This is a genomic window from Vibrio sp. T9, from assembly GCF_003123985.1.
GTDB lineage: Bacteria > Pseudomonadota > Gammaproteobacteria > Enterobacterales > Vibrionaceae > Vibrio > Vibrio diabolicus.
In genome coordinates this window covers 154,955-181,814 of sequence record NZ_NIGY01000004.1, presented here as the reverse complement: position 1 = coordinate 181,814, position 26,860 = coordinate 154,955, and the positions used below count along the sequence as shown (strand labels likewise).

Sequence of the window (26,860 nt, the reverse complement as noted above, 5' to 3'; positions counted from 1 at the left end):
CAAATATAATTCTTAATCACTGAGAAAAGAAAAATAATTTTAATGGGTAATTCTCGCAGGGTGAGAATTTGATGGCTGAGGGCTTACCTCGGTACCGATAGGCTCAAAAATGATGTCGTATTGACGTCTCAGGTTTGAGTCGTTTGATGCTAAATTGGAACAGGAGGGATTAAGGCATTGTTTAGTTTGCGGTATTACCAAGTGTTTCGCATACTGAGTTAATCTAAATAAATAATATTATAAACGAGAGTTGCTAGTGGGTATCAGAATCCAGATACCATCTCAGTAAATCGGTTTTATAAAAGGTTACTTTTATATGCTGAATAAGGCGCTTTTTAAAAAAGCCATCATTTTTTTGTTGCCCATTCCTTTGATTGTTGGCGAGGTCTTGTATTTAGCTCGTGAAAGCGTGCAAAACAACCTCAATCATCTATTAGAAAAAAACGTTCAAATCGCAGACGAAATTTTATTCCAAATAGAGACCGAAAACCGCACGGCTTTGTTGCATCCTAGACGATGTGAAGAGCTTCAGCAAAACTTGATGTTTGAACGAGATATCGAAGAAATGCTGATTGTAAAAAATGGGATCATTACGTGTTCTTCTAAACTGGGCGTAATTTCTAAGCCGTTAGCCGAGCACATTATATTTCCCGAGGGACAAGCGTTAGCACTTGGAAACGTGGATAGCGTATATGACCAATTTTTGCTCGTCGTGACCGAAGGAGAGCACGGTTATCAAGCGGTGACGATTATTGATCATGACTACTTTAATGCGAAGATAGGATTTAATAACGATTTACGCTTAAAACGCTCTGCCTTATTTATTCATGACCAAGTTGCACCTGAAGAAGCGTTGAGAACGGGAAGTAATCCTATTGGCATCAAATCGTCGCAAATGTTTGAGTATGAAGCTTTGAGTGAAGCTAGCGATCTATTCGTCAAACAGAGAACACTTTCCTATTTTTTGTATTCAATTCCAATCATTTTTGTTATCTATCTTTGCTTATATGCGTTAAATAAATTTATCGATCCTCATCGAAGCTTGGTTCTGGATTTAAAGAAAGCCATAAAGAAAGGCGAGTTGACTCTGTATTACCAGCCCCAGATTAACGTCGATACTGGTCAACTATTTGGTTTTGAAGCCCTAGTGCGATGGGAACATCAGAATAAAGGGTTCATTTCTCCTGATGAGTTTGTACCAGCGGCGGAGCAAAGTGGATTGGTCTTTTTGCTCACGGATTACGTTCTCGATAAAGCGGCAGAAGACTTTAGTAAATTAGACTTTAATCAGTCTGTTCACCTTGGTATTAATGTACCGCCCGGTTACTTAGTTGGGCCAAACGCGATTAGAAAGATTCAACTCATTGATAGGAAGTTAAGTCGAAATAACGTCTCATTAGGCATAGAGATAACAGAACGTCAACTCATTGATGCTGAAGCCAGAAAGTGTATCGCAGCGCTGCGAGTACATGGCATTGATGTGTTAATCGACGATTTTGGTACCGGTCAAACCTCGCTGGCGTTTCTGCAGCACATGCGTATTGATTACCTAAAAATCGATAAATGTTTTGTCGAAACTATTGGTATACCTAGCCTTAGTGCTTCCGTTTTAAAAGCTATTGTTCACTTTGCGGAAGAGCTAAAAGTACAACTCATCGCTGAAGGTGTAGAAACAACGGCGCAAGCCGACCATTTGAAAAAGATGGGAGTGCGATATCATCAAGGATATTTTTACTCCAAGCCTTTACCTTATGATCAACTTGCTCAGCGAAGTCATTATGATTGGTAAACGTTAGCCCGGTAACATTGGTCATTGTCATCAAAAACAAACTCTAGCTCATTCTTGATGCTATCCAAGCGGTCTTCTTGGTAATGAGATACATACAATAGCTGGCTTAAATTCTCTCGGGCGATGAGCTCAAGAGTATTCTTAACTAAACGCCTGCCAAGAAAATCCAACCCTTGATATGGCTCGTCCAAAATCAGTAATGTAGGCTGTTTAACGATGGCTCTTGCAATCAACAACAGGCGCTGCTGACCGTACTCTAATTGCTTGAATGAGGTTTTTCGGTATTGGCTCATATGTAGGATGTCGAGCCATTCGTTTGCGATGTCCACTTCTTTACGAGTGGGTTGGTTATACAACCCTATGGAGTCGTAAAAACCGGACAAAATCACGTCTAGCGCACTGCAGTTAACGCGGTATTGAAGGTGTAACGCTGAAGATACCATGCCTATGTGCTGCTTAATTTCCCAGATTGTCTCGCCAGACCCTCGCTTTTTACCAAAGATATCAATGTCATTGCTGTAGCACTGAGGATGATCACCAAAGATTAACCCAAGCAAGGTGCTCTTCCCACAGCCATTTGGGCCTTTGACCTGCCAATGCTGACCTTTGTCTATTCGCCAGTTTAAGTCAGTAAAGATCTTCTTATCAGTGTATTCAACAGACCCATTTGTTAGTTCAAATATTGGATTGTCGAAGTGTGTCGAGTGCTGATGCTGACGTATCAAGTTCATCATTTCTTCACTCTGTTGCTCGGACTGAGATTTAATTTGTTCAATGATTGGATGATTATCCCAACTGGATTTATCCATCGTACTGTCCAGCTTTCCCGCACTGAAAAGCGCAACTCGATCAATCCACTCAGGTATATCAGACTCGCGAGAGAAGGTGACCAGCAGCTGTACGGTTTGAGAAAGCGAGTGTAAATAGTGAGCGAGAGCTGCTCGATGGGCAATATCTAAACCAGTAAATGGGTTATCTAGCAGTAACAAATCAGGCTGTGTTGCTAAAGCGCGAGCTAGCATCACTCGTCTTGTTTCCCCTGTAGAGAGAACACGAAAGCCACTGTGTTTAAGGTGAGTTAGGTCGAGGTCGGTAATCAACTGATCTATTAAATTAGCGTCTTGGCTGTGCTCCTGAATGAGTGAGTAAACGGTACTGCCTTGATCGATACGATCAAGAAAGTCTGTATCGTCCTTTTCTAATTCTCTTTCCAGTAATCGCTGTTGCTCTGATAACGACACTTGAGCAACGGACAGCCCATCAAGCTCAAGTTTCCCGCTTATTGGTAAAAGTTCACCACAAATAAGGTCTCCAAGTAGAGAACCAATATCCCCATCCGCGCTGAATATTCCCCAAGATTGCTGAGTATCTATTTTCCAATCGTCAATAAATAGGTGAGCCGTGTTCCCTTGAGCGGCAAGCTGACTAAAACGAATAGTCATATGTTTGTCTTCCTTGTTTTCGTTGTAATCGTTTATTTATAACAATTTACGAACTCAGTAAGGAAGCGCTTTTGTGTATTAATTTTAATCAATGCAGCATCTAGTGAGCACTCAAGGGTAGTGCTATTTGAGAGTGAAACCGCCACTACGCTTGCAGGTAATAAATTGACCTATCAGTAATTTCATTGAATTTTACAATGAGCTTATCATTATGCGCATAAATGTTATGCTGCTACACTCATACTTGCCGTTTAATTAATTAATCAATGTAAGGACACATGTTTATGAGTGAAACGGAATATGATTACCCTTCGAGTTACAGCCTAGTTTCTATCACCGATACGTCCAGCTATATCAAATATGCCAGTGAAAACTTTAATGAAGTCGCGGGGTTTGATGATGGTGAACTTATCGGTAAGCCTCACAATGTTGTACGCCACCCAGACATGCCGAAACAGGCTTTTAAAGATTTATGGACGCACCTAAAAGCCGGAAAACACTGGATGGGAATGGTGAAAAACCGACGTAAAAACGGAGGGTATTATTGGGTTGATGCGTTTGCTTCTCCTATCAAATCCAATGGCGAAGTTGTTGAATACCAATCGGTTCGATTTAAACCTGAGCGTATACACGTTCAACGAGCGGAAAAAGCGTATTCAAAGCTTCGGAATAACGGTAAACCATTGCAAATGTATCTTCCTCGTACGCGTTTGTGGATGAGATCAGCCTTCTTTCTTTTCATTTCAAACCTTCTTGGCTTGCTAACTCTACAAATGAACCAATCACCAGCGGTGGCCTTTGGCATTGCTGCATTACTTTCCGTTTTCTCAATTTATGTATTAACAAGGCCAGTTGAGAAGCTTGCTAGACAGGCTAGGCAAGACTTCAACAATCCGCTAATGGAGTATATTTATTGCGGAAAAATTAACGATCTGGCTGAAATTGAGCTGGGTATGAAGATGCGTAAGCAATTTGCAGATGCGCTATTAGGGCGAGTCGGGGTGTCTGTAAAAGACTCTTGCGAAGAAACGCGTGCAAGTGCCAACAGTGCTGCGACTAATAGCCAGCAAGTGACGGAAAACTTGAGTGCACAGAAAGTAGAGATCGACTCGGTCGCTACAGCGGTCAACGAGATGCAAGCCTCATCATCTGAGATATCAAATAATGCTCAAGCGACTGCCGATGCTACGCTAGAAGCGCAGAACACGATGACAGATAGCCGTAGCGTTATCGATAATGTTAATCACTCGGTACTAGAGCTGGTGGATGAGCTCGGCGAAATCTCTAAAGTGGTCATGCGTTTGAATCAACAAACCGAGCAAATAGGAACTGTTATTGAAGTGATCAATGATATTGCTGAACAAACCAACTTATTAGCGTTGAATGCAGCAATTGAAGCGGCGAGGGCAGGCGAACAAGGGAGAGGGTTTGCAGTCGTTGCGGATGAAGTGAGAACCCTTGCTAAAAGAACACAGGAATCGACAACAGAAATTAAAGCGGCCATTGAAGGAATTCAAAAGGGCAGTAAATCAGCGGTTTCTGCGCTAGAGAAAGGTAATGAAATGTCGACCGGAACGGTAACATTATTAGGCACGGCTTTAGAGAGCATCCAACAGCTGCAATCTCTCGTTCAGGATGTAGTCGAGCGAAATCAACAAATTGCGGTAGCGATAGAAGAACAGGTTTACGTAACGGATGAGATTAACGAAAACATCCAGTCGCTTAACTTAAAGTACAGTGAATCGTATGATCTGATGACAGAAACGAATCAGATGAACTCTAAAGTGCAAAGTTGTACCAATGACCTATCTGAAATGATTAAGAAGTTTGCTTAAACACTAGAAAATAGAAATAAAGAGCCCGCTAATTTTTAGCGGGCTCTTTATTGGAATGTGGTGAAGTTCTGGGGCCGTATACGACTAGGGGTTCGAACCTCCGTCATTTTACAAGCACTAAAACGACGAAAGCTCGCAATAAATGCGAGCTTTCTAAATAAGTGGCGGAGAGATAGGGATTTGAACCCTAGATACGCTATTAACGTATGCCGGTTTTCAAGACCGGTGCTTTCAACCACTCAGCCATCTCTCCGTTGCGGAACGTATAATAGGGAGCATAGTCCGAATTGTAAAGTGCTGAATTATAATAGAAGTACTGTTTGCTCGTTTTATAGTCGCTGATGTAATGTTAAACAGTTTGAAAATGGGGTAAAAAAGAGACAAATAGTAGCGATTTATAGAGTTTTTACTTTATATTGGCGCAAGTCAATAAAATGGTGTTTTATTGCTATCTTTATGATATTTAAGAAATAACTTGCTTTTAGGGTACAGGTGTTCGCCCGAAAGTATTTGCAAGACTTTGTGAACTAATTCAAAATTAACTGGTATAGCCAGTTGTGCTTAAATTTTTTAAGGGTGTTTATGAAGGTCACAAATCTATTTAAAGACAAAGTTGATGCGATTTCTGCTCATCAATCCGAGTTTATGAATTGGATGTCTCCAACGCTACGCGATTATTGGAGTGACTTTTTGGGAAAAGCTCAGAATAGCTTTCTTTTCTCAAAAGTTCGTGATCACCAACAGCCAGCTGTTAACGAAGAGGTTGCGCCTCAACCTGCACCAATCGTAATGGCACCTGAGGCTCAAAAGCTGTATGACGAGTTAAGTGAAAAAATTGGTGAAGTGATTCACACTGGTGACTGGGTGCATGTATCTCAAGAACGTATCAATCAATTTGGTGCGGTAACGGAAGACATGCAGTGGATTCACACAGATCCAGAACGTGCGTCAGTTGAATCTCCATTTAAGACAACCATCGCTCATGGCTTTTTAACATTAGCATTGTTGCCTAAATTGACTGACTCAGTGGACCCTGATAAGCCAATGTTCCCAACAGCCAAAATGGTCGTTAACTTAGGCTTAAACCAAGTTCGTTTCCCTTACCCTGTTAAAGCAGGAAACAACGTTCGTGCTGTCAGCACCTTAACAAAAGTAACGCCGATCAAAAAAGGTTTGGAGATCGAGCGTGAAATTAAAGTGGAAATCGAAGGTATTCGTCGACCTGGTGCTGTTGTCGTTTCTGTTATTCAACTGCATTTCTAATTCCAGAGCCAGATAGAAAACATATAAAAAGAGAGCATTAATATGCTCTCTTTTTGGTTTTATTGATTAAAGCTTTTTACTGGAGTGTAACCGTAATCAGCAATCGCTTTTTGTCCTTGTTCGGAACGAAGGAAGGTGACGAATCCTTTACCTGGTTCGCTAATCTTATTTACTTTGTAGAGTACTAGGAATGGCCGCGCCAATTTATACTTGTGATTGCTAATGTTTGCCGAAGTTGGGTCAATACCATCTAATTGAATCGCTTTTATTGAGCGATCTACTGATCCCACAGAAATAAACCCAATTGCACGAGTATTATGGTTCACGATGGTTTTTACCATGCTGTTGCTATTTACAACCAAGTTGTTCGGGCTGATATCTGAGACGAGGCGATCATTTACGATTTTGGTTAGTCCTAGCAGACTTTCAAAACTGTAGCGTGAGCCTGAAGACGCCTCTCTAGTGACAACAGCGATAGGTTGATCTGCACCACCAACCTCTTTCCAATTCTTGATTTTACCTTTGTAGATATCAAATAGTTGTTGTTGAGAAAGGTTTTTTACAGAGTTTGTACGGTTTACAACAACAGCTAGGCCATCATAAGCGATAGGATATACGTTGAGATCTTCACCTTTTTCGCTTTCTGTCAGATAGCGAGAGCTCATTCCAATCTCAGCTACGCCTTTATTGACCATTGTGATACCCGCACTAGAACCAATACCTTGAACTGCAATGTAATCGTCCGGGTGTGTTTTGTTGTATTCCTCTGCAAGTACATCCATTACGCGAGCAACCGAGGTTGATCCAGATATATTAATTTCTTTTGCAATGGCGGGGAGGGAGACTGCTATGGCCAATAACGTCGCCACAGTAAAACGTAACATATTAAACTCCATATACGGTATAAAGCAGCGTTTATGATATTGCGTTCAGGTTACACTTTTGTGAATTGTCGGGTCTAAACAAGGGAATTCTTTCTAACCAAGAGGTGATGTAGGTAGCGTTTCCAAGTAGAGTGAGATGATAACCTGAGTAAATAAGAATATAGCCACCCTTTGTTTGAGGTAGGCAGATAATCACCATCGATGGTGGTGTAAAGGTTATATACTAGGATCGACAGCTCTAACTATGATCCACCAGGAGAACGTTGATGTCAGTGTCCCAAATGGCGACAAGTCGTTTATACAAATCAGTTCAATCGCTCTGCTCTGCGCGTAATGCTAACCTGCCTGTCGAGCAGGGTAAGTGCCTATATGAGCCTGTGGAGAATGGTGTCGAGCTTCATAGGGCGCATTTTCTTCTTGATTCACAGCACAGCGAATATACCTCTCCCGTCGCGAAGATCGTGTTTGATGAGGGCAATCAGCTTTGGTATTTCTACGTCCCAACGTACCGCAACGAATTATTAAGGTGGATACCTTATAAGCCACTTCCATACAGCCAAACGCTTGAAGAACTACTCACCGAATTGGAAAGCGATCCTCAAGCGTGTTTTTGGGAATAGGGAACGCTCCAATTCTAACAGCTGCCAATGTCGCCATAATTTATGCTTTGGATTTAACGACTTGGTTTCTAAAGTCTTTCGGTGTCATGTTGTAAACCGATTTAAATGCGGTACTGAAATGCGCAGCACTTTTAAATCCGGATTCAAACGCTATTTCTGTTATAGATTTTTCTGACATGCGCAGCTGGGTTGCGGCGAAGTTGATCCGCTTCACTTTTAATATCTGTGAAAATGAAAGCTCCTCTGCGGCGAGGCGGCGTTTTAAGGTCGCAATAGACATGCTCATATGAGCCGCTAAGCCTTCCAGAGTGATATCTTTCTCGATATTGTTCTCAATATACTTGATGGCCTTTTGAGAGTCGCTTAGGCTGCTTGCATCATCTATGATTGATAGGATGTTTGGCTCTGCCTCCACCATTAACGACAGCAGTGCCATTGCGATATGACCTTGTGTGTAGTCTGGAGCATTGCGACTCGCTAAGTTGACCAATGTGTCTTTTAGTTGTGCTACTTCGCTGCTGGTTTGCGCTGAAAAAGGATAGAAGCGCCTTTCTTCCGTCTTGGAGCGTAGCATTGGGTGCGCTTTTTTAAAGTCACAGAATAGATTTGGGTTGAAGACTAGAGCCAGTGCTTTAAAGCCATTTTCACTAGGGATGGCTTCTGCGCTGCTCAAATCAGAGGAGTTGTAGAGAGTAAAATCTCCTGCTTTAAGTTCAAACTGTTCACCATTTGGTTGATGAACTAATAGGGCACCTTCTTCAACAACATATAAGCCATTATGTGTTGCGGTGTAACGCTCACTTTTGCGCGCAGTGAAGTGATTAAAGCGAATGATCTCAATGTTCGGCATATTCGTTCTTATCATTTTTACATAACAAATAAAAAAGGCGCTCAATAGAGCGCCTTTTAACTTCATTCGGTATTATTCACTTACAGTCTGTTCTGCTTGTGCTGCTGGTTGTTCAGCAAATACCTGGGTTGGCTTTGCAACTAAACTGCGGTTCTCTTGGTTTACGTCCGCAAGGACAATTTCCAATGTATCACCAAGTTTGTATACGACCTCTTTATCGATAGAGATGGTACCGTTGTCGCCATTGCACTCAATTCTTTCTTTATTATCAAGAATTAGTGCACCAGGAATAAAGGCTGCTGCGCCATTTTCGAGAAGTCGGACACGTGCACCAGCACGATTAATATCGAAAATCTCACCTGTGAAACAAGTTTTCTTGTTCGGCTCATCAGCAAGCGTACGTGCATATAACCAATCTGAGACATTTCGCTCAGCAATTTTATGATGTTTACGGTGCAGAGCTAGTTCTTCACCGACTTGATCATCAGGTTTTTGCACTGGCTCTTTGCCTAGGATGACGGCCTTCAACATGCGATGGTTGATCATATCGCCGTACTTACGAATTGGTGATGTCCAAGTCGCATAGATATCCAGCCCCATAGCGTAATGAGGAAGAGGCTGATTACCTACTTCACTGTAGGCTTGGAACTTACGAATACGATTATCTAGGTAAGAGGTTTCTTGCGCAGCCAACCAGCGACGCAATGCAGCAAAGCCTTCTAGAGTGGTAATTGACTCCGCTGTGAATTCCAGTTCACCTTCTGGGTTGACAAGTTGAACAACTTCTTCAATCTTCTCAGTCTTAATGCCAGCGTGAGTATTGAAAACCCCTGTTTCAAATTTATCGCGCAGTGTACGACCAGCACAGATGTTTGCGGTAATCATTGATTCTTCAACCAAGCGATTTGCACTGCGGCGCATATCTGCATGGATAGCAACCACATCGTTGTCTTCACTCAGCTCAAAACGGTAGTCAGGGCGGTCTGGGAAGACCACTGCGTTTTTCTCACGCCATTCTGCGCGAGCAAGGGAGAAGTCGTAAAGGTCACGAACGATCGTCGCGATCTCTTCAGATGGTTGCCATGCTTCTGAGCTGCCGTTTTCTAGCCAATCAGACACGTGATCGTATGCTAGGCGTGCGTGTGATTTGATGTTTGCTGCAAAGAACTTGATATCGTCGCCAATTACGCCGTCTTTATTTACGGTTACGGTACAGCAAATAGCAGGGCGGATTTCGCCTTCAATCAGAGAGCATAGGTTGTCTGCTAGATCGCGAGGCAGCATTGGAATATTGCGGCCCGGAAGATAAATAGTATAGCCACGCTCACGTGCTACTTTATCCATTTCATCTTCTGGTGTGATGTAGGCGGTTGGATCTGCGATAGCGATAGTCAGTTCGAAATCGCCAGATTCGGTTTTCTTCGCGTACAGCGCATCGTCCATATCTTTGGTTGATTCACCATCGATAGTCACGAAAGGAACGTGTGTCATGTCTACGCGTTCTAGATCGGCGTCGTCTTTCAGTTCCCAGTTCTCGATGCCTGCTGGCTCAGAGTTTGGTAGATCGTTTTGAGCAAGCGTTACCCACCAAGGTGCAATTTTGTCGTTCGCGTCTGTGATTTTTTCAGAAATTTCTACGAAGAAAGAGTTATCGCCTTTTAGAGGGTGGCGAATAAGATGTGCGACAACCCAATCTCCCTCTGCGAACTCGTCAGGTTTTAGACCTTTCTTTAGTTTCGCTTTAAGAGAAAGCTTTTTAAGCTGCGGGTGATCAGGTGCTACGTTTAGCTTGCCTTTGAACATTTTGACTCGACCAATAAAGCGAGTCACGGCTTGTTCTAACAGCTCTTGTGGCTCTGCAACTTCGCGTTCATTTTCTGTGCGGATAATGGCGACGACTTTGTCACCGTGCATGCACTTTTTCATGTACGCAGGTGGGATGAAGAAGCTAGTCTTGCTGTCCACTTCCAAAAAGCCAAAGCCTTTATCTGTGGCTTTTATTGAGCCTTCTTTTTTCGGCAGGTTTTCTTGGATTTGCTGCTTAAGCTGAGCGAGTAGTGGGTTATCTTGAAACATCTTTTCTTAAATTACCTATGGAGTTGGGCACACTATAATCATTGCGAGCTATTATTACTACCTGTGGAGCGCAATTTCGCCGTGAATTTTGCTGATCTAATTGCAGGAAATCGGCTTAAATATTGATGAAAAACTCATCTGCGAGCTGCGCAAATCTACGGGGAATGGTGGGGCTGGTGGAAAAATATGCTAAAAATGCCATTATTGAGAATAAATTGTGATGTAATTCAATTTTTTCTGGCTTTTTTTATGCTTTTAAGGAATAATCCGCCTCCCTTAGTCGTCCCTAATGGCTTATCGCGGTTGTGTACTGTGCTGTGTTCCTGTCTGAATGGAATCAGTAACTGGATGAATCAGTATCGAATTGGAAGAGCATATGGGACTGTTTTTTTGTTTAATTAAGTAGGATCCCAATGCAAGATTCTGTTATTCAATTCAGCGATTTATCTCTGAATGATTCTATCCTTTCTGCTCTAGACGGAATGGGTTTCGTGTCACCAACTCCAATTCAGGCTGCGGCAATCCCACACCTGTTGGAAGGTGCTGACGCGCTGGGTAAAGCTCAAACAGGTACAGGTAAAACGGCAGCGTTCTCTCTGCCTCTTCTAAATAAGATCGATCTCAACCAACGTAAACCACAAGCTATCGTTCTTGCGCCAACGCGTGAGTTAGCGATCCAGGTTGCGGCTGAAATGAAAAACCTTGGTAAGAACATCAAGGGTCTTAAAGTTTTAGAGATTTACGGTGGTGCTTCTATCGTAGATCAGATGCGTGCTCTTAAGAGCGGTGCTCAAGTTATCGTTGGTACTCCAGGTCGTGTTCAAGACCTTATCAACCGTGAACGTCTACACCTAGATGAAGTAAACACGTTTGTACTAGACGAAGCTGACGAAATGCTAAACATGGGTTTCGTTGATGACGTTACTGCGATCATGGAACACGCACCAGAGTCTGCTCAACGCGTTCTATTCTCTGCAACAATGCCTCCGATGCTTAAGAAAATCGTTGAGCGTTTCCTACGTGAGCCTGTAATGGTTGACGTTGCTGGTAAGAACCACACTGTAGACAAAGTTCAACAGCAGTTCTGGGTAGTGAAGGGTGTAGAGAAAGATGAAGCGATGTCTCGTCTTCTTGAAACGGAAGAAACTGACGCGTCAATCGTCTTCGTACGTACTCGTCAAGACACTGAGCGTCTAGCTGATTGGCTATCTGCACGTGGCTTTAAAGCGGCTGCTCTGCACGGTGACATTCCTCAGTCTCTACGTGAGCGTACTGTTGATCACATCAAACAAGGTGTTATCGACATCCTAGTTGCAACTGATGTTGTTGCACGTGGTCTTGACGTTCCACGTATTACGCACGTATTCAACTACGACATCCCATTCGATGTTGAGTCTTACATCCACCGTATCGGTCGTACTGGCCGTGCTGGACGTAAAGGTAAAGCGATCCTTCTTGTTCGCACTAACCAAATCCGTATGCTTCGCACCATCGAGCGCGTAACTAAGTCATCTATGGAAGAGATTCAACTTCCTCTACGTGACCAAGTTGCTGAAGCTCGTCTAGCTAAGCTAGGCGCTGAGCTTGAAGCAGAGAAAGAGCACAAAGCTCTAGACAAATTTGCTGAGCTAGTAGAGAAACTACAAACTTCTCTATACATCGACCCAGCAACGCTTGCTGCTATGCTTCTGAAGCGCCAGCAAGGTAAACGTCCTCTGTTCTACATTGGCGAAGACCCAATGGTTGAAGCGATTGAGCGTGATAAGCAACGCCGCAAAGAGCGCCGTGAAGGTGGTCGTGACGGCGGTCGTAACTTCAACAACCAAGATTGGGATACTTACCAGCTTCAAGTTGGTCGCGAGCAAGGTGTTCAAGTTAAAGACATCGTTGGTGCTCTAGCGAACGAACTAGGTCTAGGTAAAGGCTCTATCGGTGCGATCAAGCTAGCACAAGGCCACACATTCGTTCAGCTACCAAAAGCAATGACTTCTGAAGCTGCGGGCAAGCTAAGCAAACTACGCATCCGTCAACAAGATGTTGGTGCTGTAGTATGTGACTTCGATGACTTCCGAGAGTCTCGTGGTGGTCGCCGTGACGGTGGTCGTCGCGATGGCGGTCGTCGTGATGGCGGCGGTTACCGTGGCAACCGCGAAGGCGGCAACCGTGGTGGTGATCGTCGTGAAGGCGGTCGTCGCGAAGGTGGCTTCCGTGGTAACCGTGACGGCAACCGCGATGGTAACCGTGAAGGTGGCGAACGTCGCTTCGATCGTAACCGTGGTGGTGATCACCGTGGTAACCACCGTGGTGAGCGTGGTCACGGCCGTGGTCGTCGCACTCAAGAAGCATAATCACGAATCAGTGATTAGAGCAATTGATTAAATTGCCGCAAGAATTGAAAGCCGAGCGAAATGCTCGGCTTTTTTATGCGCGTCGAATACGGCTTTGTTTTTCATCGTGCTCATTTACCCAGGTTATTACTTCGTTTAAGGGTAGGGCTGGACAAAACAAGTAGCCCTGAATGATGTCGCAGCCACGACTGCGTAAAAAATGCAGTGTATCCATGTCTTGAACGCCTTCTGCGACGACTGAATACCCTAGGCCATGCGCTAACGCTATTGTGTTCTCAACGATAGAGCGGGTGCCCTCTGTCCGGCTTGCGGTACAAAGAAATGATCGGTCGATTTTAATTTGATCAACTGGGAGATCTCTCAAAAGCGACAGAGATGAATACCCGGTGCCAAAGTCGTCCAAGCTGATCTTAATACCCAATCCTTTGATTTGGTGAATTAGGGGGTTGAGCTCAACAACTCTATCAATAGCCATCGTTTCAGTAATCTCTAAGCTTATAAGGTCAGCAAATTGAGGGTTTACTTTGAGCAGTGTTTCCAAGCGGTTGAACAATAAATTAGACGAGAGATCTTTTGCAGATAAGTTAACGTGGACAGGAAGCTTGATGTCTTTTTCTATAAAGGTCTGGAGGTCTTTTTCAACTTGGTTGAGGACCCACATGGTGATGTTGTGCACTTGATTACTTCGCTCCGCGATGGGGATGAAGTCGTTAGGCGAAATCGTTTTACCATTTTCGTCATGCCAACGGATCACGGCTTCAAAGCCGACAGCTAAGTTAGTATGTGCGTCAATCAACGGTTGGTAGTACAGCTGGAACTCCTCTTTTTCCAGCGCACATTGAATACGAGAAGAGATTTCGAGCTGGTACTTGGCCCCGACGTTCATGTCCTCATTATAAAATGCAAAGAGGTTGCCATTTCGTTTGGCGTGATACATGGCAATGTCCGCGTGCTTTATCAATAGATCATTGGACAGAGCGTCATAAGGGTAGGTACTGACACCGAAAACAACGCGGGAAGAGACTTGAAACTCATCTAAATGGAAGCGATTAGACAGTGCTGAATCTAACTCTTCGATGAGACTTTTGCCTGTTTCCTCGCACGCTGACGAGGTGAGGATGACAAATTCATCGCCACCAACGCGGAAAATTTTGTCACTGCCTTTAAGTTTCTCTTGGAGACGTTGCCCAATTTGAATCAGTAGTTGGTCTCCACAAAAGTGTCCCATAGCATCGTTGACTTGTTTAAAGTTAACGACATCGAAAAGGATCACTGAGAAAGGGTCTCCAGACTGTATTCTATCTTCGATTAACTCAAAGCAGTATTTACGGTTAGGGAGTCCAGTAAGTGCGTCGTGAACGGCATTACGCTTCTCTTTTTCAGCAACGGTATGAAGTTCTAGTATGGAGTCGTTGCTCCATTTGATAACCAGCACCACAAAAATGCTGCCACCGAATAAAATGAGAGAAACTCCGGTTTCCAAGAGGGAAGCGATAGGTTTTTGCATTATAGCGTGTAAAAAAGCGGCATACGCAAAAATGAAACAGCTGATTAACAACAATAGGAAAGTCCACCCGGGTACATCAGTTCTCGAGCAGATGTTTTTTGTCATCTGCCATCCCCAGCAGAGCAAAATCAAACCTAAGATCACTAATAGAAATGCAATAGTGGGCACATTATTACCCCGATTTATTGATTGGTTTATTATTTTTGTTCACCCAATAAACAACGTAGCTCATATCTCTGAATTTGTACAAATTGACCTATTCATAAATTATGTTTAACAAGTCATATTTTTTAGTCTTCAAATAAAATCAAAACTTGCTACAGATCAACAAAATTTGTTCAATCAAATCGCTTTTACTAAAAGATTGTTGAAAGATTAAAAAATTATTGAATAATAGAGGGGCAAACAAGAAGTACGCAGCGCACAAGCGCTATTACAACCTCTGCTCTACAACAGGATAACTATTTCATGTCTAATTCGTTTGTACTGGTGATCAACTCTGGTAGCTCTTCATTAAAATTTGCTGTTATTGATTCTGAAACCGGTGAAGCTTTGGTATCAGGTATTGGTGAGTGTTTTGGCCTACCTGAAGCTGAAATCAGTTGGAAATATCAGGGAGAAAAAACCGTTGAAGCAATTCCTGCTGGCGGTAACCATCATCAGTACGCTGTTGAGCGAGTGGTAAAACTACTCGAGACTTTGGGTTTGAGCTCAAAATTTGTGGCTGTAGGTCACCGCATTGTTGCTGGTGGCGAAACCTTTAAAGGCACAGTAAAAGTCGATGAAAAAGTTATTCAAGAAGTTGAGCGTCTTGCTGAGCTAGCGCCACTTCATAACAAAGCGAATGCAGAAGGCATGCGAGCAGCAATGGCAGCATTCCCTTCACTGCCTCAATTCGCTGTGTTTGATACTGCTTTCCACCAAACAATGCCTGCCAAAGCGTTTATGTACGCGCTTCCTTACGAGCTTTACGAAGAGCATAAAGTGCGTCGTTACGGTGCTCACGGCACAAGCCACTACTACGTAAGTCGTGAAGCAGCGAAAATGCTAGATAAGCCGGTTGAAGAAAGCAGCTTTATCACCGTGCACTTAGGTAATGGTGCATCAGTGAGTGCGGTTAAAAATGGCGAATGTGTTGATACAAGTATGGGTTTGACGCCGTTAGCTGGCCTAATGATGGGTACTCGTTGTGGTGACCTCGACCCAAGTGTTATCGAGTTCCTTTTCCGTAAAGGTTGGGAAAAAGACGAAGTGTTCGAGATGATGAACAAGAAGTCAGGCTTCTTAGGTGTATCCGGTGTAACAAGTGACGCACGTGGTGTACTAGAAGCCATGGAAGCGGGTAACACACGTGCGAAGTTGGCATTTGAAATCTTCACTTACCGTGTTGCGAAATACATTACTTCTTACCTAGCTGCTCTGGATTCATTAGACGGCATCATCTTCACTGGTGGTATTGGTGAAAACTCACTACCAATTCGTCGTGAAATCTTGAAAAACCTAAAACTGCTAGGTTTTGTTGAAGATGAGAAAGGCAACGAAGATGCAAGATTTGGCAACGCAGGTGTTATTGCAACATCTGAGTTGCTCGGTGCGAAAGCACTAGTTATTCCTACCAACGAAGAGTGGGTGATCGCTCAACAGTCGGTGGAACTGCTGTAAAACGGCAAAAATTTTGGGAACTAAGTCAAAGCCCTTTCCTTTATGGAAAGGGCTTTTTTTGATCCAAATACATCTTTTCTCCATACAACTATCCGCATTAATACGGATCTCTAATAGCTGCCAATTGCCTTAATATTGATAAATATATAAACAACTTGGGCGGTGAAGAAATTTCAGTATACTGCGCTTAAGTCATACCAAAGAAAAATAGCCTTATGTCATGTAGGTGTCTCAGCTCGGAGACAGGAATTGCGTTTGAAGAACGATCAAACGAAATCGTATCTTTGCAGGCTATTGGGCATATAAATAATAAACCGTTGACTAGTTCGAAGATTAGTCAAATGAGAGAAAGTCATGTTTTTTAATAAGTCGCTTCAGCAAGAAAACCAACGATTAAAGCAGGATCTGCAACGCTTGCAGCAAATCCAACACAGTTTAGATGAAGAAATGCTTCGCTTAACGCTGGATAAGAAAGGTTGCATTACCTCTGTAAATACAAAACTTCACCAACAACTCTTTTTCACTGATGCAGATGTTTTAGCGAAACCGATTACCGAGTTGGTGCCATCAAATTCGCGCAATACAGATCACTTTCATCGAATGAAGAGAGCCGTTCAGGAAAAAGTCTTTTGGAATGGCGCGATGCAAGTACTTAAAGGCAACGGCGAAGAAGCGTGGTTACGAACGGTTATCCAGCCTGTTTTAAACGAACATCAAGAAGTCGAAAGCTTTTTTGTGTTTGCTTCTGAGCTTACGCGAACGATCAAAGCATCGCGTGAGCAAGAGGACATGCTGAATGCGTTGAGCCGTTCTATGGCGGTTATTGAGTTCACGTTAGATGGTAATGTATTAAAGGCCAATGATAATTTCCTTAGTACGATGGGTTATACACTGGATCAAATTAAAGGTAAGCATCATCGTATGTTCTGCGATCAGGAAGAGGCTGGTTCTGAAGCTTATCGCGAGTTCTGGCAACGTTTGGCAAAAGGACAGTTTGCTTCAGACCGATTTAAGCGAGTTAACCGTTACGGTGAAGAGGTATGGTTAGAAGCCTCCTATAATCCTATCCATAACGATAGAGGAGAGCTCTACAAGGTCGTCAAGTTCGCGACCGACATCACCCAGCAGGTGATGCAAGAGCAGCAAATGGCTCAGGCTGCGCAATTGGCTAATGAAGTTTCTCAAGAGACCGGAACACAAACACTGCAAGGTCAGCAAGTGATAGGTTCGACGCTAGAAAAGGTGCAAACACTGTCTGACCAGATGCAGCAAGCGAATACGGCCATTGACGAGCTCAAAGCGCACTCATCACGCATTAGTGAACTGGTTAATAGCATCAGTGGTATTGCTGACCAAACTAACTTACTAGCGTTAAATGCGGCGATAGAAGCGGCTCGCGCGGGTGAGCATGGTAGAGGCTTTGCCGTTGTTGCTGACGAGGTCAGACAGCTTGCCACAAGAACCAATGCGACCACTGATGAAATTGTCACAATGGTAACTGAAAACTTAGAGCGAACCGATAATGCTGTCCAACTGATCGCCAAGTGCCAAAAAGAAGCACTAGATACGCTAGAGCTTTCAGAAAAAGCGGGAAATGTGATGAACGAAATACAAGATGGCGCTAGCCGTGTCGTAGAGGCTGTGGAGCAATTTAACCGCTCATTGTAGTGGGTTCTTCATGCTATCAATGGCTTTTTTCAGCTCCGATATAATCAACCTGTTTACTACTGCTGCTCATCGCCAATAAAGCGCTTTTTTGGTGATGAGAAAGCTAATTATTTCCCTCCTTAATATTTCGTATTTCTATCTTAACGTGTCGCTATTTTACAACACTGTTAATAAAAAGTAGCGTAATTTAATCTCCTGTTAACTTGGTTGCGAATCACAGTTGGGGGAGACCTACTTGGACTTACTAAATTTCACCATAGATAACTTAGCGCTGCTAGGTACGCTTACCATGGAGCACATCTCTTTGGTCGCTCTGGCTGTTGGGCTTGCCATCCTAACTGGCGTACCTATCGGCATTCTTATCACACAAAATGAGCGCGTTGCGAAAGTGGTGCTTTACGTAGCGTCCATCATTATCACCATTCCTTCAATCGCACTGTTTGGTTTGATGATTCCTCTCTTATCGACCATTGGTCATGGGATTGGCTACGTGCCCGCCGTGATTACCGTACTGCTTTATTCTCAGCTGCCTATTATTCGCAACACTTATACCGCCATTCACAACGTAGAACCGTCACTCCGAGAGGCTGCTCGCGGCATCGGGATGACGCCTTTTCAGCGTTTGAAAATGGTGGAAATTCCATTGGCGATTCCGGTGATTATGGCGGGTGTGAGAACGGCAGTAGTAATGAATATTGGCGTTATGGCGATCGCCGCGTATATCGGAGCAGGAGGGTTGGGCGTGTTTATCAGTCGTGGCATCTCGCAAAGTGATCCTCGACAACTGATCGTTGGTGCCATCGCCGTCAGCCTTCTGGCTATCATCGCGGATTACGGATTGATTCGACTACAAAAAAGATTAACGCCACCGGGCCTAACCGCTGCTCGATAAAGGACAAATAATAGGGACATTCAAATGATCAAAATTGACAAGCTAACCAAAATTTTTGAAACGCCTAATGGCCCGGTGACTGCCGCAGATCACATTGAGATGGAAGTTCCCAGTGGTGAAATTTGTGTGTTACTTGGCCCGTCCGGTTGTGGCAAAACCACCACGCTGAAAATGGTCAACCGAATTATTCCCGCGACATCGGGCAAGATCTATCTTGGTGGTGAAGATACTTCTGGGATGGATACAGTCACTCTGCGCCGCAATATCGGTTATGTTATTCAGCAAATTGGCTTATTTCCCAACATGACGATCGGCGAAAACATCGCGGTGGTTCCCAAGTTATTAGGGTGGGATAAGGCAAGGTACATGACCCGTGCAAAAGAGCTATTGGAGATGGTGGCTCTTGATCCTAGTGTCTTCCTTAATCGTTATCCAAATGAGTTGTCTGGCGGACAGCAGCAACGAATTGGTGTTGCCCGAGCGCTAGCGGCGGATCCTCCCGTCATGCTGATGGATGAACCTTTTGGTGCGATTGACCCGATCAACCGTGAAGTAATCCAGGATGAGTTCCTTAAAATGCATCAGGAGCTCAACAAAACCATCATGTTTGTCAGTCATGACATTGATGAAGCGGTCAAAATGGCCGATAGAATCGCGATTTTCCGCGATGGTCATCTGGTTCAGTACGATACGCCTGACGATTTACTCGCACACCCGAAAGATGATTTCGTGAAAAACTTTGTCGGAGATGATCGCGCACTTAAACGTCTACGCTTAGTTACAGCTGAATCCGTCATGCAGACCACCTTTGCGTACGTGAAACCTAACGATACGCTTGCCGACGCTTTAACCAAAATTGACGCGTATGGGTATCGCGACGCCGTGATGTTAGTGAATGACCAACACCAGCCTATCGGTTATGTGCCAAAAGCTACCGCAATCAATATGAAGGGGTACTGCGGTGAACATTATGTCGGCCTGAAAACAATCGCCCGAACCACGGATGATCTGCGTAAAGTCGCGTCGAAGATGTTCACGCACGACATTGTTTGGATGCCGTGTGTTGACGAGAGTGGCCGCTTAGTGGGCGAAGTCACACAGCGCGGCATTACTCATTATCTAGGCGCAACTTATCAGCGCGATACCTCTCCTAGTCAGCCGCAGCCATTGCATCAGGCTAAGGAGGCATCGTGACCAATCAGCTAAAACAAACTTACTATTTCGTTTTATTGGCGTGTGTCTTTGCATTGGGTATTTATTTACAAGGCGCGGGTACGATCGATGATTTTCTTTACTACCAAGAAGACATTGTTTATCTGACGGTTCAGCACATTGAACTGGTGCTGCTGTCTGGTGGATTGGCGATCCTAATCGCGATTCCCGTCGGCGTATTGCTCAGCCGTCCTCGTTTTCAGAAAGTCGCAGAATCGGCGATGCAGGTTTTGAATGTGGGGACCACGATTCCTACTTTAGCCATTCTCGCCCTGGCGATGAGCTTTCTTGGCATTGGCACCGTGCCTGCGGTATTTGGACTGACGATTGCCTCGTTGTTGCCGATTGTCAGAAACACCTACATCGGGCTGAAAGAAGTGCCCGCTCATTTAAAAGAAGCGGCGTCAGGCATTGGTATGACCGAGTTACAAATGTTGTTTCAGGTTGAAATTCCTAATGCGCTGTTCGTCATTTTTGCAGGTATCCGCACGGCGTTAGCTGTCAACGTGGGCACCGTTCCACTGGCCTTCTTAATTGGTGGCGGTGGGTTAGGGGAGCTCATTTTTACCGGTATTGATCTGGATGAACCCATCATGATGCTGGCAGGCGCTATTCCTACAGCGATGCTGGCTATCGCTATCGACAGTGTGGTAGGAGCCGTTTCCTATGTCACTGTACCTAAAGGCTGTAACCCTATTAGAGCTAGACAATAACAATCCTAAAAATTGAACACAGACAGGAGTCAAACATGTTGAAGCAAATTACTCGCCGCTTGCTGGCCGTTGGTGTACTGCTTTCAAGTTTTCACGCATCTGCGGAAATCGTCGTAGGTGGTAAAAACTTTACAGAACAACAGCTTTTAACGGAGATCACGTCTCAATATTTAACCAAAAAAGGCTACGACGTTGATAAGCGTTCGGGCATGGGCAGTGCGGTTTTGCGTAAAGCGCAAGAAAACGGCCAGATCGATCTTTATTGGGAATATACGGGTACATCACTGATCATTTACAACAAAGTCAAAGACAAGCTCCCAGCAGAGCAAGTGTATCAACGCGTTAAGGAACTCGATGCGAAGAAAGGCCTAGTTTGGCTTAACCCTTCAAAAGCGAACAACACCTACGCGCTCGCTATGCGCAGTGACGATGCGAAACAACGTGGCATCTCAACCTTATCCGACTTCGCCGAGCAAATGCGCCAAGACCCGCCAATGACCATTGCTTTGAATGCGGAATTCTATGCACGAAAAGATGGCTTCCGACCTTTACAGAAAACCTACAAATTCAAAGCGTCACGAGACCAAGTGAAACGCATGGATACGGGGTTAACTTATGATGCGCTAAAAGGGAAAGAAGTCGATGCTGCGCTTGTATTTGCAACCGATGGTCGTATCAAAGCATTCGGTTTTACCGTTTTAACGGATGACAAACAGTTTTTCCCTGATTACGCGATCACACCTGTGGTTCGCCAAGAAACGCTAGATGCGAACCCAGAGCTTGCCGAGCAAATGAACGCGCTTTCTGCGGCGATCGATGGCGATACGATGTCGACTTTGAATCAACAAGTTGATGTGGAGCGACGTTCGATCTCAGAAGTCGCAAGCCAGTTCCTATCTGAGCATAACTTGGGGTAATACCATGACTATCCTGCAAGTCAGTGTGGCCCAAATCAACGCCCAGTTAGGCGATGTGAATGCCAATCTGAATACTCATCAGGATTACATAAAGCAAGCTGCGGCCTTGGGGTCGCAGCTATTGCTGTTTCCTGAACTCTCCTTGACCGGATACCAGCTCCAATCTTCTGTGCGTGAAGTTGCCATGAAGCGTGATGATGCTCGGCTTAAAGAGCTTGCGCAACTTGCACCGCACATGTCCGTGATTGTCGGCTTTGTGGAACAGGCCGCTCCGGGAGAATACTACAACGCGATGGCTTGGTTGCTCGGTGGTACGGTGGTTGCTGTGCATCGCAAAATCAATTTACCAACCTATGGTGGGCTTGAAGAGGGCAAGTGGTTTCATTCGGGAGACGCAACCACCAGCGTTTCTCTTGATGATAATTGGCGAGGCTCGGTTTTAATTTGTGCCGATTTATGGAATCCACCTTTAGTTCATTGCGCGCTACTCGATAAGCCTGAAATCTTGCTCGCGCCGATCAATTCGGCCAGCAGTATTGTCAGTAAAGATTTTTCCAATGAAGACAACTGGTTAGTTAACGTTAAATTTTATGCGGTGCTCTACGGAACTCCAGTTTTGATGGCCAACCGTTACGGGCCAGAGGGCGAAGCGTGGTTTTGGGGAGGAAGCTGTATTTTGTCTGCAACGGGTAAGCTATTGGCGCAGGCAGAAGACGGTGAAACCTTGATAACTGCGACCTTGTCATTGGACGATATTGATAAAGCCAGATTTGAGCTGCCTACCGTGCGAGACAGCAATACACCATTGATCACAACGCTATTGTCGAAGGCAAAACGCTAAAACTGGAGCAGTAGACGATGCAATCTATTCATCGACTTATTCACGAATTAACCTTTGAACAGCTTCCCGCTGACGTTATTGAACAAGCGAAATATTGCGTCTTGGATCTGTTAGGTGTCGCCGCAGCTGGTAAAGCGACGCAGCTGCAAAACATGGTAGCCAAACTCGCGCTGAAGCAGTTTGCCGGTGATACGCCGATGCTGTTTTCTGATCACACGGCCAGTGGTTGTGGGGCAAGTCTATATGGCGGCATGTTGATTGACAGTATGGACGCGCACGACGGCCAAGTCCTGACGAAAGGCCATGTTGGCGTCGCTGTTTTGCCGGGGCTGCTCGCCAGTATGTATGAGTCAGCAGTTACGGGAGAAGAGTTATTAACGTCCCTCGTCATTGGCTACGAAATAGCAACTCGCGCCGGAATCGCGCTGCATCAAACCGCTTGTGACTACCATACTTCTGGTGCTTGGAATGCGCTGGGCGTCGCCGCAGTATCTGCAAGAAGAAAAGAATTAACGGAGGCACAAACAGAGCATGCGCTCGGCATTGCCGAGTTCTATGGCCCGCGCAGCCAAATGATGCGTTGTATTGAACATCCAACCATGCTCAAAGACGGCTCTGGCTGGGGAGCGATGGCGGGCTTTGCCAGTGCAGAGCTGGCAGAAGAGGGCTTTACTGGCGCGCCAGCCGTGACTCTGCTGGACCAACAAACTCACGCTTTGTGGGCAGATTTAGGGCAGCGTTGGTATATCCTGGAGCAATACTTTAAACCGTATCCGGTTTGTCGTTGGGCTCAACCCGCGGTTGAAGCAGTGAGAGCGCTGCAACAAGAAAATAAACTAGAACCTGATGAGATTGAACTTATCGAAGTTCATAGCTTTCATCAGGCGGTGTGTCTGCATACCAAGCGCCCAGAGACAACCGAGCAGGCTCAGTACAGTTTGCCATTTTCAGTCGCGAGTGCGGTCATGGATAATACGGTCACGGTAGAAGCCGTCACCAAAGGACTGAAAGATCCTGCTCGTTTGGCACTTACGGAGCGGATGAAGTTAATTGAAGAGCCTGCATATAATGATAAGTTTCCAGCTGAACGCTGGGCGCATGTCGTGGTGACGTTGAAAAATGGCGACAAACTGACTTCGCCTCCCTGTATTGCGCGAGGTAATCCTGAAAACCCTCTCAGTCGAGACGAGATGCGAGGAAAGTTTCGTACTTTGGCAGAGACAGAACTGCCCGCTTCACGCGTGTCAGCGATAGAAGAGGGGTGTTTGCAACTTGATAAAGCCAGTAAAGAGCAGGTACTTGCTTGGCTATCATTGCTTTACCAAGGCACTTTGTCTGATAAGCCGTCTGACACGTCGCCTGACACATCAAGATGAGATCGAACTTCTTTTCTCTTACTCAATCTTAAGTTAAACGTCGCTCTTCACGCGGCGTTTTTTCATAGCGTTTTTTGTAGCAGCGCGCAAAATACGATGTAGAACTGAACCCACAAGCGGTGCTGATTTGGGTGATGGACAGCATGGTTTGCAACAACAAATGTTGAGCGCGTTCTAAGCGCAATTGAAGGTAGTAATTACCTGGTTTGTCTTGCAAGTATTGCAAAAATAACCTTTCCATCTGCCTGACCGATAACCCTACTTGCTCGCCAATTTCATAGCACTTTAGCGGCTCTTCCATGTTGGCTTCCATGATCTCTACAGCGTCGAGCAGGCGCGGGTGGCGGATGTTGTGCTTACGGATTAACGACATCCGCTGTTTATCATGCGCTGGTCGAATCGCAGGGTGAATGCATTGCTCTGCCACTTGATTCGCCAAGTCGCTCCCATGTTGGTTTGTAATTAAATGAAGCATCATATCCAAACCGGCTAGGCCGCCCGAACAAGTTGGTGTGCGTGGGTCGAATTCGTACAACTCACTGGTCACGTTAATGTTTGGAAACTCCTCTGCCAGGCTGTTGGCGGACTCCCAATGCACGGTACACGTTTTGTTTTTTAACAGGCCAGCTTTTGCTAACAACACGCTGCCTGTCGAAGTCGAGCCCACGGCGATGCCTTGACGAAGCGCTTGCTTTAACCACCGGTTCACGGAGCCACTCGCAGCAGCAACATGGGCGCCAATACCTGCTACAACCAGCAGCAAGTCTAAATGAGCAATGTTGTTGACTGACTGTGTTGGCGAGAATGAAACGCCATTACTGGCCGATACTTCTTTATCTTCGAATCCATAAATATCCCACTGATACAAATCGCAACCAGCGAGGCGGTTGGCCATTCGAAGAGGTTCGATAACCGCCGAAAAAGAGAGCATCGAAAAATCAGGAATAAGGAAAAAACCAATGCGATACGTGAGTGTCGTTTTCATTCTCTGTGGTCACCAAGTGGGCAGTTCATCTATGTCGTATTTCTGGATAAGAATGTCGCAATTGTTAAATTATTGCTATCAAAATTAGAACATGATGTGACCCAAGACAAGGAGTTCTTTGTCGAGCATACACATTCATTTGGACGAGATAATTATGATTGAACAAAAAGCCCCAGTAATTAGTGATGGTCTACGCCTTGATGGCGCTTTCTTTACTGACGAGAACGTTAACAACCCAGACTTACCGATCGTTATTGTCTGCTCAGGCTTTACTGGGCAAAAAAATATTCACCCAGAGCGTTACGCGAGAGCCTTAACTGCGAAGGGCTTTACAGTATTCGGATTTGACTACCGTGGCTTTGGCGAATCTGAGGGTATTCGTGAGCGAGTTATTCTGGATGAACAAGTACGCGACATCGCTAATGCGGTTGCGGTTGTGAAACAGCGCGCTGACGAGGAAGGCCGCAAAGTCGTACTGGCTGGCTGGGGCATGGCGGGAGGATTAATTCTTGATGCTTACCGCGTTTGCCAAGATGCGATTGATGGCCTTATCTCCATGAACGGCTTTTATGATGCGGTACGTGTTCAGGTGGCTCAACGTGGCGAGCACGGCTGGAAAGCGTTCCGTCAATTTATGTTAGAAGAGCGTACACGTCTTGCTCTTGGTGGAGAAAAGCAGGGGATTGATCCATTTGAAATCTACCCGCTTGATCCAGTAAGCCGCGAATATGTATTCACTGAACTGGTCAAAGCGCCGGGCTACGGCGTGACATCTGATCTGGATTTTGCGGATTCTCTCATCAATTTCAAACCGGAAGCTCTACTGGATGAGCGATTTGCAGACGCGCCAATCTTGATTGCGCACGGTGCAGAAAACGACCTTCACCCAGTGACCGAAGCAAAGTCGCTGTACGCGAAATACCCTGGGCCGAAATCTCTATTCTTACTGCCGGAAGGTGGTCACACCGAGTGGATGTTGGACGACGATCCTAAGTTTATTCAGTTCTCTGGCGTGATCGCAAACTGGTTGAGTGAGAACTTCAGTTGAGTCTTCAAGAGGTGCTCTCGTTGATGGCACCTCTACCTTTCTGACAGGATGATTTTCGATGAGCATAATTCCATTTTGTGAAGCGGCGGACCCATTTGTACATAAACCAACAATCGCGATTCCTGAAGGCGCGGTTGATTGTCATGCCCACGTTTTTTCTTCAAGTTATCCGTACTGTGAAACGCGAACCTACACGCCACCTGATGCCAGCATCGGCGCGTACCTGCATTTGCACCAGCAATTAGGCATCCGTCATGGCGTGCTCGTTCAGCCGAGTGTGTATGGCAATGACAACCAGTTGCATCTTGATACATTACGGTATTTGCGCCAGCAAGGTTACGACTACAAAGGCGTCGCGGTCGTGGATGCGGATGTGTCCGAGCAAACGCTGGATGAGCTACAAGAAGCCGGATTTTGTGGGGTGCGGATGAACCTGCTGTTTAAAGGTGGCATTGAGTGGCGTGATGTTGAACGTTTAGCGGCTCGCCTTGCAGAGCGACACTGGCACCTTCAATGCTTAATTGATGTTTCGCAGTTTGATGACTTATATCGCCGATTAAGGGCTTTACCCGTGCCCGTAGTGATTGATCATCTTGGACATATGCCAACAAACAAGCTTATTTCTCATCCTGGTTTTCAAACCTTATTGAAGCTTAAGGCCGAAGGGAAAGTGTGGACAAAACTGTCGGCTCCGTATCGTTTGTCGCCTCAATCGCCGCCTTATGATGACGTTTCTTCGTTTGCTCAAGCTTTGTTAGAAGCGAATGAAGAGCAGTGTGTCTGGGGATCGGATTGGCCTCATCCATGTTTTGCTGCTGAGATGCCAAATGATGGCCAGTTGCTAGATACCTTGTGGCACTGGACGCAAGATACGACACTGTTTAGTAAGATTCTGGTCGATAACCCCAAGCGCCTCTACCGCTTTTAACTCC

21 protein-coding genes and 1 tRNA gene are annotated in these 26,860 nt (G+C 45.1%); 15 read left to right on the top strand and 7 right to left on the bottom strand.

Annotation, left to right across the window (positions count from 1 at the left end; all coding sequences use genetic code 11):
• Nucleotides 1-316 precede the first annotated feature (316 nt).
• Nucleotides 317-1,789 (top strand): EAL domain-containing protein, encoded by a 1,473-nt coding sequence (locus CBX98_RS09630; RefSeq protein ID WP_109169083.1) that lies wholly within the window; start codon nucleotides 317-319, stop codon nucleotides 1,787-1,789.
• On the opposite strand, the gene modF is transcribed toward CBX98_RS09630, so the two are convergent.
• Nucleotides 1,777-3,231 (bottom strand): molybdate ABC transporter ATP-binding protein ModF, encoded by a 1,455-nt coding sequence (modF, locus tag CBX98_RS09625; RefSeq protein WP_109169082.1) that lies wholly within the window; start codon nucleotides 3,229-3,231, stop codon nucleotides 1,777-1,779. The two genes, CBX98_RS09630 and modF, sit on opposite strands and share 13 nt — an antisense overlap.
• 284 nt (nucleotides 3,232-3,515) lie before the next feature.
• Between modF and CBX98_RS09620 the strand changes: the two genes are divergently transcribed.
• Complete coding sequence (locus CBX98_RS09620) at nucleotides 3,516-5,066, top strand: PAS domain-containing methyl-accepting chemotaxis protein (RefSeq protein WP_172605948.1); 1,551 nt, start codon at nucleotides 3,516-3,518, stop codon at nucleotides 5,064-5,066.
• 162 nt (nucleotides 5,067-5,228) lie between these two features.
• Here CBX98_RS09620 and CBX98_RS09615 read toward each other — a convergent pair.
• Nucleotides 5,229-5,319, bottom strand: a tRNA-Ser gene (locus tag CBX98_RS09615).
• Between the two features lie 329 nt (nucleotides 5,320-5,648).
• Here CBX98_RS09615 and CBX98_RS09610 point away from each other — a divergent pair.
• On the top strand, nucleotides 5,649-6,329 hold the full coding sequence (locus CBX98_RS09610) for a MaoC family dehydratase (RefSeq protein ID WP_005391037.1): 681 nt from the start codon (nucleotides 5,649-5,651) through the stop codon (nucleotides 6,327-6,329).
• A gap of 59 nt (nucleotides 6,330-6,388) precedes the next feature.
• On the opposite strand, the gene CBX98_RS09605 is transcribed toward CBX98_RS09610, so the two are convergent.
• Nucleotides 6,389-7,213: a phosphate ABC transporter substrate-binding protein gene (locus CBX98_RS09605; protein ID WP_005391035.1), complete on the bottom strand. Its 825-nt coding sequence runs from the start codon at nucleotides 7,211-7,213 to the stop codon at nucleotides 6,389-6,391.
• A 266-nt stretch (nucleotides 7,214-7,479) separates the two neighbouring features.
• Between CBX98_RS09605 and CBX98_RS09600 the strand changes: the two genes are divergently transcribed.
• Nucleotides 7,480-7,833: a DUF3024 domain-containing protein gene (locus CBX98_RS09600; RefSeq protein WP_012842479.1), complete on the top strand. Its 354-nt coding sequence runs from the start codon at nucleotides 7,480-7,482 to the stop codon at nucleotides 7,831-7,833.
• Nucleotides 7,834-7,873: 40 nt separating this feature from the next.
• Here CBX98_RS09600 and CBX98_RS09595 read toward each other — a convergent pair whose 3' ends face one another.
• A complete protein-coding gene (locus CBX98_RS09595; RefSeq protein ID WP_109169080.1) occupies nucleotides 7,874-8,683 on the bottom strand; it encodes an AraC family transcriptional regulator in 810 nt (269 codons plus the stop codon).
• Between the two features lie 72 nt (nucleotides 8,684-8,755).
• Complete coding sequence (rnb, locus tag CBX98_RS09590; RefSeq protein ID WP_046873665.1) at nucleotides 8,756-10,759, bottom strand: exoribonuclease II; 2,004 nt, start codon at nucleotides 10,757-10,759, stop codon at nucleotides 8,756-8,758.
• A 413-nt stretch (nucleotides 10,760-11,172) separates the two neighbouring features.
• Between rnb and CBX98_RS09585 the strand changes: the two genes are divergently transcribed.
• The gene (locus tag CBX98_RS09585) at nucleotides 11,173-13,107 is read left to right on the top strand and encodes a DEAD/DEAH box helicase (protein WP_109169079.1); all 1,935 of its coding nucleotides are present in this window, start codon (nucleotides 11,173-11,175) and stop codon (nucleotides 13,105-13,107) included.
• 73 nt (nucleotides 13,108-13,180) lie between these two features.
• On the opposite strand, the gene CBX98_RS09580 is transcribed toward CBX98_RS09585, so the two are convergent.
• Nucleotides 13,181-14,719 carry a bifunctional diguanylate cyclase/phosphodiesterase gene (locus tag CBX98_RS09580; RefSeq protein ID WP_031780182.1) on the bottom strand — a complete coding sequence of 513 codons (1,539 nt, stop codon included), beginning with the start codon at nucleotides 14,717-14,719 and terminating at the stop codon, nucleotides 13,181-13,183.
• Nucleotides 14,720-15,082: 363 nt separating this feature from the next.
• Between CBX98_RS09580 and CBX98_RS09570 the strand changes: the two genes are divergently transcribed.
• From CBX98_RS09570 to CBX98_RS09535, 8 genes are all read left to right on the top strand, one after another.
• Complete coding sequence (locus CBX98_RS09570; protein WP_104970111.1) at nucleotides 15,083-16,276, top strand: acetate/propionate family kinase; 1,194 nt, start codon at nucleotides 15,083-15,085, stop codon at nucleotides 16,274-16,276.
• A 354-nt stretch (nucleotides 16,277-16,630) separates the two neighbouring features.
• Complete coding sequence (locus CBX98_RS09565; protein WP_109169078.1) at nucleotides 16,631-17,944, top strand: methyl-accepting chemotaxis protein; 1,314 nt, start codon at nucleotides 16,631-16,633, stop codon at nucleotides 17,942-17,944.
• A 235-nt stretch (nucleotides 17,945-18,179) separates the two neighbouring features.
• A complete protein-coding gene (locus tag CBX98_RS09560) occupies nucleotides 18,180-18,836 on the top strand; it encodes an ABC transporter permease (RefSeq protein WP_031780180.1) in 657 nt (218 codons plus the stop codon).
• Nucleotides 18,837-18,860: 24 nt separating this feature from the next.
• Entirely contained in the window at nucleotides 18,861-20,030 is a 1,170-nt protein-coding gene (locus CBX98_RS09555; protein WP_109169077.1) for an ABC transporter ATP-binding protein, read from the top strand.
• Complete coding sequence (locus tag CBX98_RS09550) at nucleotides 20,027-20,761, top strand: ABC transporter permease (protein WP_006742426.1); 735 nt, start codon at nucleotides 20,027-20,029, stop codon at nucleotides 20,759-20,761. The genes CBX98_RS09555 and CBX98_RS09550 overlap by 4 nt, the downstream gene beginning before the upstream one ends.
• Before the next feature lie 35 nt (nucleotides 20,762-20,796).
• A complete protein-coding gene (locus CBX98_RS09545) occupies nucleotides 20,797-21,678 on the top strand; it encodes a glycine betaine ABC transporter substrate-binding protein (protein ID WP_046873659.1) in 882 nt (293 codons plus the stop codon).
• Between the two features lie 4 nt (nucleotides 21,679-21,682).
• Entirely contained in the window at nucleotides 21,683-22,519 is an 837-nt protein-coding gene (locus CBX98_RS09540) for a nitrilase-related carbon-nitrogen hydrolase (RefSeq protein WP_109169076.1), read from the top strand.
• A 17-nt stretch (nucleotides 22,520-22,536) separates the two neighbouring features.
• Nucleotides 22,537-23,895, top strand: a complete 1,359-nt coding sequence (locus CBX98_RS09535) for an MmgE/PrpD family protein (protein ID WP_109169075.1) — start codon at nucleotides 22,537-22,539, stop codon at nucleotides 23,893-23,895.
• A 28-nt stretch (nucleotides 23,896-23,923) separates the two neighbouring features.
• Here the strand turns inward: CBX98_RS09535 and CBX98_RS09530 are convergent, their stop codons facing one another.
• Complete coding sequence (locus CBX98_RS09530; protein ID WP_109169074.1) at nucleotides 23,924-24,880, bottom strand: GlxA family transcriptional regulator; 957 nt, start codon at nucleotides 24,878-24,880, stop codon at nucleotides 23,924-23,926.
• Nucleotides 24,881-25,034: 154 nt separating this feature from the next.
• Between CBX98_RS09530 and CBX98_RS09525 the strand changes: the two genes are divergently transcribed.
• Together CBX98_RS09525 and CBX98_RS09520 are read left to right on the top strand one after the other, a co-directional pair.
• Nucleotides 25,035-25,928: an alpha/beta hydrolase gene (locus tag CBX98_RS09525; RefSeq protein ID WP_005375755.1), complete on the top strand. Its 894-nt coding sequence runs from the start codon at nucleotides 25,035-25,037 to the stop codon at nucleotides 25,926-25,928.
• Between the two features lie 58 nt (nucleotides 25,929-25,986).
• Entirely contained in the window at nucleotides 25,987-26,856 is an 870-nt protein-coding gene (locus tag CBX98_RS09520; protein ID WP_109169073.1) for an amidohydrolase family protein, read from the top strand.
• Nucleotides 26,857-26,860 lie beyond the last annotated feature (4 nt).